General features: G+C 74.6%; 12 protein-coding genes and 1 tRNA gene. 9 read left to right on the top strand and 4 right to left on the bottom strand.

The annotated features are described in order from the left end of the window. Positions 1–5 precede the first annotated feature (5 nt). Positions 6–2,171: a transglycosylase domain-containing protein gene (locus BMZ33_RS08625; protein WP_091109155.1), complete on the top strand. Its 2,166-nt coding sequence runs from the start codon at positions 6–8 to the stop codon at positions 2,169–2,171. On the opposite strand, the gene BMZ33_RS08620 is transcribed toward BMZ33_RS08625, so the two are convergent. Continuing rightward, on the bottom strand, positions 2,172–2,624 hold the full coding sequence (locus tag BMZ33_RS08620) for a GatB/YqeY domain-containing protein (RefSeq protein WP_091109154.1): 453 nt from the start codon (positions 2,622–2,624) through the stop codon (positions 2,172–2,174). It abuts the gene before it with no gap. Between the two features lie 57 nt (positions 2,625–2,681). On the opposite strand from BMZ33_RS08620, the gene BMZ33_RS08615 reads away from it, so the two are divergent. The 6 genes from BMZ33_RS08615 (at position 2,682) to BMZ33_RS08590 (ending at position 9,102) form a co-directional block, all read left to right on the top strand. Beyond that, positions 2,682–3,590 carry a metallophosphoesterase gene (locus tag BMZ33_RS08615; protein ID WP_091109153.1) on the top strand — a complete coding sequence of 303 codons (909 nt, stop codon included), beginning with the start codon at positions 2,682–2,684 and terminating at the stop codon, positions 3,588–3,590. Positions 3,591–3,639: 49 nt separating this feature from the next. Beyond that, positions 3,640–3,713 (top strand) — tRNA-Pro (locus tag BMZ33_RS08610). 101 nt (positions 3,714–3,814) lie between these two features. Beyond that, complete coding sequence (locus tag BMZ33_RS08605; protein WP_091109152.1) at positions 3,815–5,170, top strand: hemolysin family protein; 1,356 nt, start codon at positions 3,815–3,817, stop codon at positions 5,168–5,170. Continuing rightward, positions 5,167–6,297, top strand: coding sequence for a hemolysin family protein (locus BMZ33_RS08600; protein ID WP_091109151.1), 1,131 nt, complete (start codon positions 5,167–5,169; stop codon positions 6,295–6,297). The genes BMZ33_RS08605 and BMZ33_RS08600 overlap by 4 nt, the downstream gene beginning before the upstream one ends. 70 nt (positions 6,298–6,367) lie before the next feature. Next, positions 6,368–7,219, top strand: a complete 852-nt coding sequence (locus BMZ33_RS08595) for a phytanoyl-CoA dioxygenase family protein (RefSeq protein ID WP_091109763.1) — start codon at positions 6,368–6,370, stop codon at positions 7,217–7,219. A gap of 65 nt (positions 7,220–7,284) precedes the next feature. Next, entirely contained in the window at positions 7,285–9,102 is a 1,818-nt protein-coding gene (locus tag BMZ33_RS08590; protein ID WP_091109150.1) for a S9 family peptidase, read from the top strand. On the opposite strand, the gene BMZ33_RS08585 is transcribed toward BMZ33_RS08590, so the two are convergent. The 3 genes from BMZ33_RS08585 to BMZ33_RS08575 are packed head-to-tail and all read right to left on the bottom strand — an operon-like array spanning position 9,035 to position 12,643. Then, positions 9,035–10,303 carry a glycosyltransferase 87 family protein gene (locus tag BMZ33_RS08585; protein WP_136697246.1) on the bottom strand — a complete coding sequence of 423 codons (1,269 nt, stop codon included), beginning with the start codon at positions 10,301–10,303 and terminating at the stop codon, positions 9,035–9,037. The two genes, BMZ33_RS08590 and BMZ33_RS08585, sit on opposite strands and share 68 nt — an antisense overlap. A 19-nt stretch (positions 10,304–10,322) precedes the next feature. Continuing rightward, a complete protein-coding gene (locus BMZ33_RS08580; protein ID WP_091109148.1) occupies positions 10,323–11,378 on the bottom strand; it encodes an aspartate-semialdehyde dehydrogenase in 1,056 nt (351 codons plus the stop codon). Further along, positions 11,375–12,643 (bottom strand): aspartate kinase, encoded by a 1,269-nt coding sequence (locus tag BMZ33_RS08575; RefSeq protein ID WP_091109147.1) that lies wholly within the window; start codon positions 12,641–12,643, stop codon positions 11,375–11,377. The genes BMZ33_RS08580 and BMZ33_RS08575 overlap by 4 nt, the downstream gene beginning before the upstream one ends. A 94-nt stretch (positions 12,644–12,737) precedes the next feature. On the opposite strand from BMZ33_RS08575, the gene BMZ33_RS08570 reads away from it, so the two are divergent. Together BMZ33_RS08570 and BMZ33_RS08565 are read left to right on the top strand one after the other, a co-directional pair. Continuing rightward, positions 12,738–14,330, top strand: a complete 1,593-nt coding sequence (locus BMZ33_RS08570; RefSeq protein WP_091109146.1) for a phospholipase D family protein — start codon at positions 12,738–12,740, stop codon at positions 14,328–14,330. Positions 14,331–14,534: 204 nt separating this feature from the next. Beyond that, positions 14,535–15,173, top strand: a complete 639-nt coding sequence (locus BMZ33_RS08565) for a helix-turn-helix domain-containing protein (RefSeq protein ID WP_169064067.1) — start codon at positions 14,535–14,537, stop codon at positions 15,171–15,173. Positions 15,174–15,233: the final 60 nt, after the last annotated feature.

Raw genomic sequence — 15,233 nt, 5'->3', positions numbered from 1 at the left:
GGGTGATGTCGACTCCCGCCCGCGCCAGGGTCCTGGCCAAGCTCGCCCTGATGATCGTCATCGCCGGCGCCCTCGTCGCCGGCGTGCTGGCCCCTGCCATCGCCGGGGGCGGGATCGCCGCCCGCAACTCCGCCTCGCTGCTCGACGCGCTGCCGGTGGAGCTCACCGACGCCACCCCGGCGGGCAACTCCCGCGTGCTCGCGGCCGACGGCTCGCTGATCACCAACTTCTACGCCAACAACCGCACCGTGGCGACGGCCGACCAGATCGCCGACGTGGTGAAGCAGGCGCTGGTCGACATCGAGGACGCTCGCTTCTACCAGCACAACGGCCTGGACGTGCAGGGCACGCTGCGCGCCGCGGTCACCAACGTCGCCGCGGGCTCGGTGCAGGAGGGCGGCTCGACGCTGACCCAGCAGCTGGTCAAGCAGACGCTGCTGGAGACCGCCGACACCCCCGAGGAGCGGCAGGCCGCCACCGAGCAGGACATCTCCCGCAAGCTGCGCGAGGCCCGGTTGGCGCTGGCCCTCGAGGAGACCTACTCCAAGGACGAGATCCTCACCCGCTACCTCAACATCGTGTACTTCGGGCAGGGCGCCTACGGCATCCAGGCCGCCGCCCAGAAGTACTTCAGCGTCAACGCCGCCGACCTCACCCTGCCGCAGGCGGCGATGCTGGCCGGCCTGGTGCAGAGCCCGGCCAACGACGACCCGATCACCAACCCGGAGAACGCGCAGACCCGCCGCAACCAGGTGCTGCAGCGGATGTTCGACCTCGGCCACATCAGCGAGGCCGAGCTGACCGAGATCTCCGCCCAGCCGGTGCAGGTCGCGCCGGGCATCAACCCGCCCAACGGCTGCATCGACGCCGCCATCGGCGGCTTCTTCTGCGCCTACCTGCAGGGCTACCTCACCGGCGTCCTCGGCATCACCCAGGAGCAGCTGGACAACGGCGGGCTGACCATCCAGACGACGCTCGACCCGCAGCTGCAGGCCCTCGGCGACCAGGCCGTGCTGAACACGCTGCCGATGGGCGACCAGCTCGCCGGCATGTTCACCGCCGTCCGCCCGGGTACCGGCGACGTGCTGGCGATGAGCGTCAACCGGCAGTTCGGCTGCTCCGACCCCCAGTGCGAGTCGGTCGTGCTGCACGCGGCGGCCAGCAAGGGCGCCGGGTCCACGTACAAGGTGTTCACCGCCGCCGCGGCGCTCGAGGCCGGCATCCCGGCCAGCACGGTGATCAGCACGCCGGGCAACCAGTACACCTCGCGCGTGTTCCGTGGCCCCTCCTGTGGCGGTGACCGGGAGCAGGGCAACGGCATGTACTGCGTGCAGAACGTGGGCAACTACCCCGACACCCTCGACATGGTCGGCGCGCTGGTCCGCTCCTCGAACACCTACTTCCTCGCGCTCGAGGACCGCCTCGGCAGCGTCGAGGGCCCGGTGCGCATGGCCGAGCGGATGGGCATGAACTTCGACCAGCCCACCCAGAACTCCGCGGACGAGATCATCGACGGCAACTTCGGGTCGTTCACCCTCGGCGCCGAGGCCACCAGCCCGCTGGACCTGGTCACCGCCTACGCCACGCTCGGCGCGCAGGGCACCCAGTGCGACCCGGTGCCGGTGGTGCAGGTGCTCGACCGCGCCGGCCAGCCGCTCACCCGCGAGGACGGCCAGCCGGTGGTCACCGACGGCGGCAACTGCACGCCGAACGCGATCCCCCCGAACGTCGCCAACACGCTGGCCAACATCCTCGTCGGCGACACCGCCAGCCCCGAGGGCACCGGCACCCGGGCCGCCATCCCGGGCCACGCGATCGCCGGCAAGACCGGCACCTCGCAGGGCCGGGACTCGGTGGCCTTCGTCGGGGTCATGCCCGAGTACGCCGCCAGCGTCATGGTGTTCAACCCCAAGCAGCAGCAGGACGTCGGCGGCTACGGCGGCAACATGCCGGCCACCATCTGGCGCAACGCCTTCGCGCCCTACCTGGCCGACAAGCCCACGTCGGCGTTCGCGCCGAGCGACCCGGCGCTGCTGGGCCCGGCGCCGGCCCCGGCCCCGGCTCCGCAGGCCGGTGGCGGCGGGAACGGCGGCGGGGACGACGACGGCGGGGACGACGGCGGCGGCCGCGGCAACTGGGGCGGCGGCAACGGCGGCGGCCGCGGGAACTGATCAGCCGAGCTGGCGGCGGACCTCCGCGGCCACCCGGGACCCGTCGGCGCGGCCGGCCACCTCGGCGTTGGCCGCACCCATGACCCGCCCCATGTCCTTCATGCCGGTGGCGCCGGTGCGGGTGACGACGTCGGCGACCAGGGCGGCGAGGTCGGCGTCGTCGAGCTGGGCGGGCAGGTAGCCGGCCACGACCTCGCCCTCGGCACGCTCCCGGTCGGCCTGCTCGGCGCGGCCGGCGGCGCCGAACGCCTCGGCCGCCTCGCGGCGCCGCTTGCCCTCCCGGCGCAGCACGGCCAGCACCTCGTCGTCGGAGAGCTCCCGGGCCTCCTTGCCGGCGACCTCCTCCGCGCTGACCGCGGCGAGCACCATCCGCAGCGTCGCGGTGCGCAGCTCGTCGCGGGACTTCATGGCACTGGTCAGGTCGGCTCGGAGCCGGTCCTTGAGGGCGGACACGGCCCCAGCCTGGCACGACGGGGCAAGCACCCCGGCCCGGCCCGTACCCTCGGCGCCGTGCGCTGGTACACGCTGCCCACGGCCGTCGTCGCGGCGGGCACCACGACGCTGGCCTACGCCTCGCTGTACGAGCGCACGCGGTGGACGCTGCGCCGCTTCGACGTCCCGGTGCTGGCACCCGGCTCCGCGCCGCTCACCGTGCTCCACCTGTCGGACCTGCACATGACCGCCGGCCAGCGGTCGAAGCAGCAGTGGGTGGCCGCGCTGGCCGAGCTCGAGCCCGACCTCGTCGTCGACACCGGCGACAACCTGGCCGGCGTGGACGCCGTCGGCCCGACGCTGCGCGCCCTCGACCCGCTGCTCGACCTGCCCGGCGCGTTCGTGACGGCGTCCAACGACTACTTCGCGCCGCGGCCGAAGAACCCGGTCCACTACCTCACCCGCAGCCGGAAGCGGGTGCACGGCCAGGAGCTGCCCTGGCGCGACCTGCGCGACGGGATGACCGCCCGCGGCTGGCTGGACCTCACCAACGCCACCGGCGAGCTCACCGTGGCCGGCCGCCGGATCTCCTTCGCCGGCGTCGACGACTCGCACCTGGAGCGGGACCGCTACGACCTGGTCGAGGGGCCGGCCGACCCGGCCGCCGACCTGCGCATCGGCCTGGCGCACTCCCCCGAGCCCCGGGTGCTCGACCGGTTCGCCGGCGACGGCTACGACCTGCTGCTGTGCGGGCACACCCACGGCGGGCAGCTGCGCGTCCCCCTCTACGGCGCGCTGGTGACCAACTGCGGCATCGACCGGGCCCGCGCCCGCTGGCTGCACCGCTGGGCGCAGCCCTCGCCCGGCCGCCCGAACGGCACCTGGCTGCACGTCTCCGCGGGGCTGGGGACCAGCCCCTACGCCCCGGCCCGCTTCGCCTGCCCGCCCGAGGCGACGCTGCTGACGCTGACCGCGCGACCGTCGTGACCCGGCGCCGGGCCGGCGGCGCGGCTCGGCTACAGTGGTCGAGGCACCCCGGGGTGTGGCGCAGCTTGGTAGCGCGCGTCGTTCGGGACGACGAGGCCGCAGGTTCAAATCCTGTCACCCCGACTCCGGATCAGGGGCCGCCTTCGGGCGGCCCCTGAGTCGTATCCGGGCCAGGATCGCCCGTTCCGGTTGGGGAACCCGCGTGGCGGGCACCGGGGAGCCTGATGACCGAGTGGTTGCTCCTCCTCGCCGCCGTGGTGCTCACCGCACTCACCGGCTTCTTCGTCGCCGCCGAGTTCTCGCTGACCACCGTCGACCGCGGGCGTGCCGAGGAGGCCGCCCGCGCCGGCGACGCGGGCGCCGGCGGCGTCGTGACGGCGCTCAAGTCGCTGTCCACCCAACTGTCGGCGGCCCAGCTGGGCATCACGCTCACCACGCTGGTGGTCGGCTACCTCGCCGAGCCCGCCCTCGGCCAGCTGCTGCGCGGCCCGCTGGAGGCGGTCGGCCTGCCCGGCGGCGCGGTCACCGCGGTCTCCTACGGCCTGGCGCTGGCACTGGCCACCACGCTGCAGATGCTGCTCGGCGAGCTCGGCCCCAAGAACCTCGCCATCGCCAACCCGCTCGGCGTCGCCCGCTTCGTCGCGCCGGGCATGCGGGCGTTCACCGCGGTCACCGGCGTCCTCCTCAACGCCCTGCAGCGGCTGGCCAACGCGATCGTGCGGCGGCTGGGCTTCGAGCCGCGCGAGGAGCTCGACTCCGCCCGCGGCGCCGACGAGCTGGCCGCCGTCGCCCGCCGCTCGGCCGAGGAGGGCGACCTCTCCCCCGTCGCCGCCCGGCTGCTGCAGCGCTCCCTGGGTCTGCGCGCCAAGTTCGCCACCGACGTCATGACCCCGCGCACCCGGCTGTGGACGCTGCGGGCCAGCGCCACCGCCGCCGACGTCATCACCGCGGCGACCGAGTCCGGCAACTCGCGGTTCCCCGTCTACGGCTCCGACCTCGACGAGGTCACCGGCGTGGTGCACGTCAAGCGGGCGGTTGCGGTGCCGGAGGCCGAGCGCTCCCGCCGCACCGCCGGGGAGCTGGCCGACCCCGTGCTCGCCGTCCCCTCGTCGCTGCGCCTGGAGCGGCTGGTGGACCTGCTGCGCGAGCAGGGCCTGCAGATCGCCCTGGTCGTCGACGAGTGGGGCGCCACGCACGGGGTGGTGACGCTGGAGGACATCGTCGAGGAGCTGGTCGGCGAGATCACCGACGAGACCGACCGCCCGCTGCGCACGCTGCGCCGCATCGACGACGGCCACTGGCTGCTGTCGGGGCTGCTGCGGCCCGACGAGGTGCTCGAGCGGACCGGCATCGCGGTGCCCGAGGGGCGCTACGAGACGCTGGCCGGCTTCCTGGCCGAGCGGCTGCAGCGGCTGCCCGAGGAGGGCGACACCGTGGAGCTCGAGGAGGCACGGCTGACCGTGGAGTCGCTCGACGGCCGCCGGGTCGGCCGGGTCCGCGCCGAACGGACCGTGGTCCGGCCGCACGGGGCGACGGCGTCGGCCCGGCAGCGCGCGGAGCAGAAGGTGGCGGCGGCGTGAGCGACGTCGTCAGCCTGCTGGTCCTGGTCGCGCTGCTGCTGGGCAACGCCTTCTTCGTCGCCGCGGAGTTCGCGCTCGTCTCCGCCCGGGTCGACCAGATCGAGCCGCGCGCCGCGACCGGCGCTCCCCGAGCGGTGAAGACCCTGGCCGCGATGCGCAACGTCTCGCAGAACATGGCCGGCGCCCAGCTGGGCATCACGCTGTGCTCCCTCGGCCTGGGCGCCGTCGGTGAACCCGCCGTCGCCCACCTGATCGAGGTCCCGCTGCACGCCCTGCACGTCCCCGACGCGCTGCTGCACCCGATCGCGCTGGTCATCGCCCTGTCCATCGTGACCGTGCTGCACATGGTGCTCGGCGAGATGGTGCCGAAGAACATCACGATCGCCGGTCCCGACCGGGCGGCGCTCGTCCTGGGGCCGGCGCTGGCCGCCTTCACCCGGCTGCTCAAGCCGGTCATCTGGTTCTTCAACACCACGGCCAACGTCTTCGTGCGGCTGTTCGGGGCGACCCCCACCGACGAGGTCGCGGCCAGCTTCGACGAGGGTGAGATCCGGTCGATGATCACCCAGTCGCGGCGGGAGGGGTTGCTCGGCACCGAGGTCAGCGAGCTGGCCGCCGGGGCGCTGCAGTTCGAGCAGCACGCCGTCGAGGACGTGGTGCTGCCGATGGACACCGTGGTCACCGTGCCGCGCTCGACCACGCCGCGGCAGCTGGAGGCCGTCGTCGCCGAGCACGGCTTCAGCCGCTACCCGGTGCAGGGCGACGACGGCACCCTGGTCGGCTTCGTGCACGTCAAGGACGCGCTCGGCGCTCCGGCCGCCGAGCGCGACCGGCCGATCGCCGACGACCTCGTCACGCCCCTGGTTCCGCTGGCGCCGGGCACGAAGCTGCCCGAGGTGCTGTCGGAGATGCGCGCGCAGGGTGCGCACCTGGGCGGCGTGGTGGAGAGCGACGGGGGCGAGCGGCGGACCGTCGGCCTGGTGGCGTTGGAGGACGTGCTCGAGCTGCTCATCGGCGACGTCCGCGACGCCTCCGCCGAGCACACCCGGGCGATGGCCGACCGCGCCCGACGCGGTGCCGGCCGTCGGGCCGGGGCGCAGGCCGGGGCGGGCGCCGGAGGCCGCTGACGACGGGCCCGGGCGCCGCCGACGTCGCATCATGGACGGTGACGGACGCCACAGGGACGAGGGAGACGGCATGAGCACGGACGCACCCACCGACGCTCCCGGCGCGCGCACGGACGACGGCATCGACCGGGCCGCCATCCGCGAGGCGCTCCACACCGACGGCATCACCGCGCTCAAGGGCGCCTTCCCGCGCGCCTGGGTGCAGCAGCTGCGCGAGGACGTGGACGCCGCCTTCGAGGAGGCCCGCGGCCGGGAGGGCGGCGCCGTCGGGCGTGGGCCGAACCGCTGGTACGTGGAGATCCACCCGGAGGCGCTGCGCGGGTTCGTCGACCTCGTCGACCACCCCTGGGTGCGGGCGACCTGCGAGGCCGTCCTCGGACCGGACTACACGATCGTCGAGGTGGGCTTCGACACCCCCTTCCCCGGCGCGAAGGACCAGCCCTGGCACCGGGACTTCCCCAGCCCGCGGGAGTCGCGGGAGGAGCACAGGCTGACGTCGCTCGCGTTCAACGTGACCACGGTCGACACGACGGAGGACATGGGCCCGTTCGAGGTCGCCCCGGGCACGCAGTGGGAGACCGGCGAGGACTTCGACCACGGGATGTTCCCGCCGCGGTCCGAGTACGGCCGCTACGAGGCACTCGCCGTCCGCAAGTACCCGCAGATGGGCGACATCTCGGTCCGCTCCGCCCTGACGCTGCACCGCGGGACGGAGAACCACTCGCAGCTCTCCCGCCCGGTGCTGGTCCTCGGCGTGGACGCCCCCGGCGCCGGCAACGACGAGCACCACGACCTCGCGGTGACCCGGGACTACTGGGCGCAGCTCCCCCAGCGGGTGCGCGACCACCTGCGCTGCCCCGTCGTCGACGAGCTGACGCCGATAACCCAGAAGCACACGATCGAGGGCCTGGTCATGGGCTGAGGCGTTCCGGGCAGGGCCTGGGACCCCCGGACCGGGAGGCCGACCAGGGCGGGCACGATGGGGAGGTGAACGCCGAGCCCGCCGCCTCCGAGACCGCCAGCCTCCCGCCGGAGGTCACCGCCCGCTGGCAGGCCCGGTTCCGCGCGCCACGCGTCAGCCTGCCCGACTGGGCGCTGCACGCGCCGCAGCGCAGCCTCTACGCCTCCGACGTCAGCGGCGTCGTCGAGCAGTACGCCTGGGACCGCACCACCGAGGCCCACCGCCAGGTCACCGACCGGCCCAACGGCACGCTGATCGGCACGCTGTCCCCCGACGGCGAGGACGTCTGGTGGTTCGCCGACACCGACGGCGACGAGTTCGGCGTCTGGATGGTGCAGCCCTTCGCCGGCGGCGAGGACCGGGTCGCCGTCCCGGAGGTCGGGCCGGCCTACCCGGCGGGCCTGGAGATCGGCTCGTCGCTGGTGGCGATCGGCCGGTCCACCGACGACGGCAGCGAGCTGTGGCTGGCGCCCGCGGGCGGCACCGCGCGGGTGGTCTACCGGCACGCGGACCCGGCGTCGGTGGACGCGCTCACCCTCGACGACGAGCTGCTGGTCGTCTCGCACTCCGAGCACGGCGACCCCCGCTACCCGGCGCTGCGGGTGCTGCGCACCGCCACCACCACCGAGGACGCGCCCGACGTGGTGGCCGAGAAGTGGGACGGCGAGGGCCGCGGCCTGCACGCGCTGGAGTTCGCGCCGCTGCCCGGCGACCGGCGGCTGCTGGTCGGTCACGAGCGCCGCGGCCGGGAGGAGCTGCTGGTCTGGGACGTCGCCGACGGCACCGAGACCGAGATCGTCCTCGACCTGCCCGGCGACGTGACCGCCGGCTGGTACCCCGACGGGTGGGCGCTGCTCGTCGGCCACGACCACGCCGCCCGCAGCGAGCTGTACCGCTACGACCTGGCCACCGGGACGCTGGAGCGGCTGGACACCCCGACCGGCGTCGTCCGCGGGGCCACCGCCCGGCCCGACGGCACGGTCGAGCTGGCCTGGTCGTCGTCGGAGCGGCCCCCGGTCATCCGCCGCGCCGACGGGCCCGTGGTGCTCGCCGCGCCCGGCGAGGAGCCGCCGGCGGCCCACCCGGTGGAGGACCGCTGGGTGCCCGGCCCGGGCGGGGACGTGCACGCGCTCGTCGTCCGCCCGGCCGGCCCGGCCCCGTACGCCACCGCCTTCCTCGTGCACGGCGGCCCGGAGGCCGCCGACGACGACTCCTACCGCGCCCGGCGCGCGGCCTACGTCGACGCCGGGTACGCCGTCGTGCACGTGAACTACCGCGGCTCCACCGGCTACGGCAGCGCCTGGCGCGACGCGCTGACCGGCCGGCCCGGGCTGACCGAGCTCGAGGACGTCGCCGCGGTGTACGACGCGCTGGTCGCCGAGGGCTTCCTCGACCCGGGGCGGGCGGTGCTCACCGGCGGCTCGTGGGGCGGCTTCCTCACCCTCCTGGGCCTGGGCACCCAGCCGGAGCGGTGGGCCGCGGGCATCGCCGAGGTGCCGGTGGCCGACTACCTGGCCGCCTACGAGGACGAGATGGAGGGACTGCGCGCCTACGACCGGGCGCTGTTCGGCGGCTCGCCGGAGGAGGTGCGCGACGTCTACGTGCGCTCCTCGCCGATCACCTACGTCGAGGCCGTCGCCGCGCCGGTGCTCGTGGTGGCCGGCGCCAACGACCCCCGCTGCCCCATCCGGCAGATCGACAACTACCTGGGCCGCCTGCAGGAGCTCGGCAAGCCGCACGAGGTGTACCGCTTCGACGCCGGCCACGGCTCCCTGGTCATCGAGGAGACGATCCGGCAGGTGGAGACGGCGCTGTCCTTCGCGTTGCGGCACGTCCGGCCCTGACCGGCAGCGCCACCACCACGACCAGCGTCAGCAGCAGCCACAGGTCCTCGACGAGCAGGCCGGCGACGCCGAGGTCGTGGTGGTGGCCGGGGTCGGCCTCGGCGAACCAGATCGCCGAGGAGGCCAGCGCCACCGCGGTGACCGCGGCCAGCGTCCCGGCCGCGACGCGGGCGCGGGCCTGCCACCGGCCCGGGGCGGCCGGGGTGCCGGCGGCGACGTCGACGAGGACGACGAGCGCCGGCACCAGCCAGACGAAGTGGTGCGACCAGGAGATCGGGCTGACCAGGCACGCCGCCAGTCCGGTGAGGGCGACCCCGGCCAGGTCGTCACCGGCCCGCCCCGCCCGCACCGCGCGGGCCACCACGGCGACCAGGACGACGACGGCGGCCAGCAGCCAGACCAGCCGCGGCGGGTCGGCCGGGTCGGTGAGCCGGGCCAGGCCGCCCAGCAGCGACTGGTTGGAGGTCTTGTCCAGCCGGCCGACGCGCTCGGTCTGCCACAGCGTCTGCGTCCAGAACCGCCACGACGTCGCCGGCGCCACCGCGAACGCCAGCAGGGTGGCCGCCGCCGCCGTGGCCGTGGCGACCCCGGCCGCCCGCCGCCGTCCGGTGAGCAGCAGGTACACCACGAAGAGGCCGGGGGTCAGCTTCACCGCCGCGGCCAGGCCGGTGCCCACCCCGGCCCAGCGGGAGCCCCGGCGCAGCGCCGCGACGTCGGCGAGCACCAGCGCGGCGAGCAGCAGGTTGACCTGCCCGTAGCCGATGGTCTCCCGCACCGGCTCGAGCACGAACAGCACCGGCACCGCGGCCAGCCAGGCGAACGGCAGCGGCCAGCCGTGCCGCCGGGCCAGGGGGGTGACCAGCCACCACGTCAGCCCGGTCAGGACGGCGACGTTGAGCAGCGTGTGCCCGGTCGCCACGGCGGCGGCGGGCAGCAGCGCCATCGGCGCCACCAGCAGTGCGGCGAACGGCGGGTAGGTGAACCCGTAGGGGCTGCGGCCGTAGGTGTAGTCGTAGAGCGGCCGGCCCTCGAGCCACGAGGCGACCGCGCCGCGGTAGACCCGCAGGTCGAAGAAGTCGTGCCAGGGGTCGTTGGGCACCACCACCGAGACGACGGCGGCGAGCCCGACCAGTGCCAGCACGACCGCCGCCCGTGCGGCGACCCGAAGCGCGCCGGCCCGGGGGCGGGTCGCGCTGCGCACCGGGCCGCCGTCGCGGGCTCTAGCGGCGCCGCTCGAGCAGCAGTTCGGCGATCTGCACCGTGTTGAGCGCGGCGCCCTTGCGCAGGTTGTCGTTGCTGACGAACAGCGCCAGCCCGCGGCCGTCGTCGACACCGGGGTCCTGCCGGACGCGGCCGACGTAGCTGGGGTCCTGGCCGGCCGCCTGCAGCGGGGTCGGCACGTCGGTGAGCTGCACGCCGGGCGCGGCCGACAGCAGCTCGGTGGCCCGCTCGACCGACAGCGGCCGGGCGAACTCGACGTTGAGCGAGAGCGAGTGCCCGGTGAAGACCGGCACCCGCACGCAGGTGCCCGAGACCCGCAGGTCGGGGATGCCGAGGATCTTGCGGCTCTCGTTGCGGAGCTTCTGCTCCTCGTCGGTCTCGAACGAGCCGTCGTCGACCACCGAGCCGGCCATCGGCAGCACGTTGAAGGCGATCGGCCGCACGTACTTCTGCGGCTCGGGGAAGGCCACGGCCGCGCCGTCGTGGGTGAGCTCGGCGGCCTTGTCGACGACCGCCCTGACCTGGGAGTCGAGCTCCTCGACGCCGGCGATGCCGCTGCCCGAGACGGCCTGGTAGGTGCTGGCCACGATGCGGACCAGCCCGGCCTCGTCGTGCAGTGGCCGCAGCACCGGCATCGCGGCCATCGTGGTGCAGTTCGGGTTGGCGACGATCCCCTTCGGGATGGTGTCGAGGGCCTGTGGGTTGACCTCGCTGACGACCAGGGGGACGTCGGGGTCGCGCCGCCAGGCGGAGCTGTTGTCGATCACCGTGACGCCCGCGGCGGCGAAGCGCGGGGCCTGTGCCCGGGAGGTCGACGCGCCGGCGGAGAAGATCGCGATGTCGAGGCCGGCCGGGTCGGCGGTGGCGGCGTCCTCGACGGTGATCTCGCCGTCGGCCCAGGGCAGGGTGCTGCCGGCGGAGCGGGCGCTGGCGAAGAAGCGCAGCTCGGCCAGCGGGAAGCGCCGGTCGGCGAGCAGCCGCCGCACCACGGCGCCGACCTGGCCGGTCGCGCCGACGATCCCGACCCGCAGGCCCTCGCCACTCGTGCTGGTCATCGTCCGGTCCCTCCGTAGACCACGGCCTCGGCCTCCTCGGTGCCCAGGTCGAAGGCGTCGTGCACGGCGCGGACGGCGACGTCCACGTCGGTGTCGCGGCAGACCACCGAGATGCGGATCTCGGAGGTGCTGATCAGCTCCAGGTTGACCCCGGCGTCGGCCAGGGCGCCGAAGAAGCGGGCCGACACGCCGGGGTGGCTGCGCATCCCCGCGCCGACCAGGCTGACCTTGCCGATGTGCTGGTCGAAGCGGACGTCGGTGTAGCCGACGGTGTGCTTGACCTTCTCCAGCGCCGCGATGGCCGTCGGGCCGTCGCTCTTGGGCAGCGTGAAGGAGATGTCGGCGAGCTTGCTGGCCTCGGCCGAGACGTTCTGCACGATCATGTCGATGTTGATCTCGGCGTCGGCGAGCACGCGGAAGAGCTGCGCGGCCTCGCCCGGGCGGTCCGGGACGCCGTACACGGTGATCTTGCCCTCGCTGCGGTCGTGCGCGACGCCGGTGATGATCGCCTGTTCCACGCTGAGGTCCTCCATCGAGCCGGTCACGACGGTGCCGGGGAGCTGTGAGTAGGAGCTGCGGACGTGCACGGGGATGCCGTAGCGGCGGGCGTACTCGACGCAGCGCAGCATGAGCACCTTCGCGCCGGAGGCGGCCAGCTCGAGCATCTCCTCGTAGGTGACCGTCTCGAGCCGCCGCGCGTTGGGCACGATCCGCGGGTCGGCGGTGAAGACCCCGTCGACGTCGGTGTAGATCTCGCAGACGTCGGCCCGCAGCGCCGCGGCGACGGCGACGGCGGTGGTGTCCGAGCCGCCGCGGCCGAGCGTGGTGATGTCCTTGGTGTCCTGGCTGACGCCCTGGAAGCCCGCGACGATGACGATGGAGCCCTCGTCGAGCGCCGAGCGCAGCCGGCCGGGCGTGACGTCGATGATCCGCGCCTTGCCGTGGCTGGAGGTGGTGATCACCCCGGCCTGCGAGCCGGTGAACGACCGGGCCTCGTAGCCGTGGGTGCTGATCGCGATGGCCAGCAGGGCCATGGAGATCCGCTCGCCCGCCGTGAGCAGCATGTCGAGCTCGCGGCCGGGCGGCTCGTCGGTGATCTGGCTGGCCTGGTCGAGCAGCTCGTCGGTGGTGTCACCCATCGCGGAGACGACCACGACGACGTCGTTGCCGGCCTCCTTCTCCGCGACGATGCGCTCCGCGACGCGCTTGACGTGGGCGGCGGAGGCCACGGAGGAGCCACCGTACTTTTGCACGACGAGGGCCACGGGGCATGAGGCTACCGATGGGCGGTCGGGAAGCCGTGCTCACGTCCGGTCCCGCCCCGTTGCGTCGCCCCGCCGCGCGCGATGTGATCATGCGGTGACCGACCCCGAGGACTGGCTGCTCAGCGCCGAGGAACGGGGGAACCCGGCGACCGACCTGCCCGCCTACACCGAGGGCAACCTCGCCGTCCCGCTGCTGCACGGGACCGCCTACTTCGACCGGCTCGTCGAGTGCGTCGAGGTGCTCGACGAGGGCGACCACCTGTTCTTCACCGACTGGCGCGGCGACCCCGACCAGCTGCTGCGCCCCGGCGGGCCGACGGTGGCGCAGCTGCTCACCGAGGCGGTGCGCCGCGGGGTGACCGTCCGCGGCCTGGTGTGGCGCTCCCACCTGGACGCGGCGTCGTTCTCCAAGGAGGAGAACCGCGCGCTGGACCGCGAGGTCGAGCACGGTGGCGGTGAGGTGATCCTCGACCAGCGGGTGCGCCGGCTGGGCAGCCACCACCAGAAGTTCGTCGTCTGCCGGCACGACCAGGACCCGACGAAGGACGTCGCCTTCGTCGGCGGCATCGACCTGTGCCACAGCCGCCGGGACGACGCCGGCCACCGCGGCGACCCCCAGGCGGTGGCGATGTCCTCGGCCTACGGGCCGACGCCGCCGTGGCACGACGTCCAGCTGGAACTGCGCGGGCCGGCGGTGCAGGTGCTCGACACGGTGTTCCGCGAGCGCTGGGATGACCCCAACAGCCCCGACACCGACCACCCGATCGCGTGGATCCGGGACAAGCTGCACCACGCCCGGCTGGAGGGCGACCCGCTGCCGCCGCAGCTGCCGCCGCCGCCGCCGGCCGGGCCGCACGTGGTGCAGAACCTGCGGACCTACCCGGCCATGCGCCCGCCCTACCGGTTCGCGCCGCAGGGCGAGCGGTCGGTGGCCCGGGGGTACTCCAAGGCGATCAAGCGGGCGCGCCGGCTGGTGTACCTGGAGGACCAGTACATGTGGTCGGGCGAGGTGGCGCGGCTGTTCGCCGAGGCCCTGGCCGCCCACCCGGACCTGCACCTGGTGGTCGTGGTCCCCCGCGTCCCCGACCAGGAGGGCGCCTTCGTCGAGCGGCCGCAGTACGTGGGGCGCTGGCAGGCGATCGAGATGTGCCGCCGGGCCGGGCAGGACCGGGTGCACGTGTACGACGTCGAGAACCACGAGGGCACACCGGTGTACGTGCACGCGAAGGTCTGCGTGGTCGACGACGTGTGGGCCAGCGTCGGCAGCGACAACTTCAACCGCCGCTCGTGGACGCACGACAGCGAGCTGTCCAGCGCCGTCCTCGACACCACGCTCGACCCCCGAGAGCCACGCGACCCCTCCGGTGCCGGCGACGGCGCACGCACCTTCGCCCGCGACCTGCGGCTGGCACTGGGGCGTGAGCACACCGACCGGGCCGCCGACGGCAGCGAGGACGGCGACCTGGTCGACCCCGCCGCGTTCGTGGCGACGCTCGAGGCCGCCGCCGACGAGCTGGACGCCTGGCACGACGGCGGCCGCCGCGGCCCGCGCCCCCGCGGGCGGCTGCGCCACCACCGTCCCGAGAAGCTGTCGCGGGTCACCCGCCTCTGGGCCACCCCGGTCTACCGCCTGGTCGAGGACCCGGACGGCCGCCCCCTGCGCCTGCGCCTCCGCGGTGACTTCTGAGCTCCTCCTCCCCGGAGCCGGACCGACCACCTCCTCCCGAGCCGGGTCGTGCTCTGACCACCCACGTGTGCAGAGCACGAGATCGCTCGGACCCCTACCACCGGCCGCCTTCGTGCTCTGAACGCAGTTGTGGGCAGAGCACGACCGTCCCCAGGTGCGGACGTGGCCTGGCTGGCGGGGAGGCAATCCCGACAGGCTCGCCGCGTGTCAGACACCGACGACCTGGCCGGGCTGCTGCGCCGCATCCGGCGCGTCGCAGACCTGTCCCAGCGTGACCTCGCCGCCGTCAGCGGGGTGCCGCAGCCGACCATCGCGGCTGCCGAGGCCGGCACGCGGGGACTGGACGCCCGTCGCCTCGCCCGCTTGGCGCGAGTAGCGGGACTGCGGCTCGTGCTGGTGGACGCCGAGGGCACCGAGGTCGCGCCGATGGACGCGGACGCCGTCCGGGACGAGGTCGGGCGGCGCTACCCCGCCCACCTCGACACCCGGCACGGCGACGAGGGCTGGTGGCACGGCCCGCACCGGTACGACCGGCCGCCGGTCACCTACACCTTCACCCGGGACCGCCGGCACCGCGACGACGTCCGGAGGCTGCGCGGGACCCCGCCCGACCACCAGCGACCGCAGCCTGGGGACGGCCTGGCCGAACGGGCGGCGGCGCGGCGGGCCGCGGCCCGGCAGGCCCGGGAGGAGGAGCGCCGGCGGCGCCTCGACGCCGGGGAGCTCGCGCCGGCCGCCCTCGGCTTCGACTGCTCGTGCCCACCCGCGTGCGACGAGCTCGACGACCGGTCGGGGCCGCCGAGGCACGCCGGGGACTGCGCCTGTGGCTGTGACCTGAGCTGACCCGCTGCTACCGTGGTCGTCGTGCGCGGCAGCCTCCTGCTTACCCGCCGCGGCGAGGCC

It is taken from the genome of Geodermatophilus dictyosporus (assembly GCF_900115505.1).
Classification (GTDB): domain Bacteria; phylum Actinomycetota; class Actinomycetes; order Mycobacteriales; family Geodermatophilaceae; genus Geodermatophilus; species Geodermatophilus dictyosporus.
This window is presented reverse-complemented; position numbering and strand designations above follow the sequence as displayed.

Coding starts and splice junctions, on each gene's coding strand:
- BMZ33_RS08625 (WP_091109155.1), top strand. CDS start 6: ATGTCGACTCCCGCCCGCGCCAGGGTCCTGGCCAAGCTCGCCCTGATG.
- BMZ33_RS08605 (WP_091109152.1), top strand. CDS start 3,815: ATGACCGAGTGGTTGCTCCTCCTCGCCGCCGTGGTGCTCACCGCACTC.
- BMZ33_RS08595 (WP_091109763.1), top strand. CDS start 6,368: ATGAGCACGGACGCACCCACCGACGCTCCCGGCGCGCGCACGGACGAC.
- BMZ33_RS08580 (WP_091109148.1), bottom strand. CDS start 11,378: ATGACCAGCACGAGTGGCGAGGGCCTGCGGGTCGGGATCGTCGGCGCG.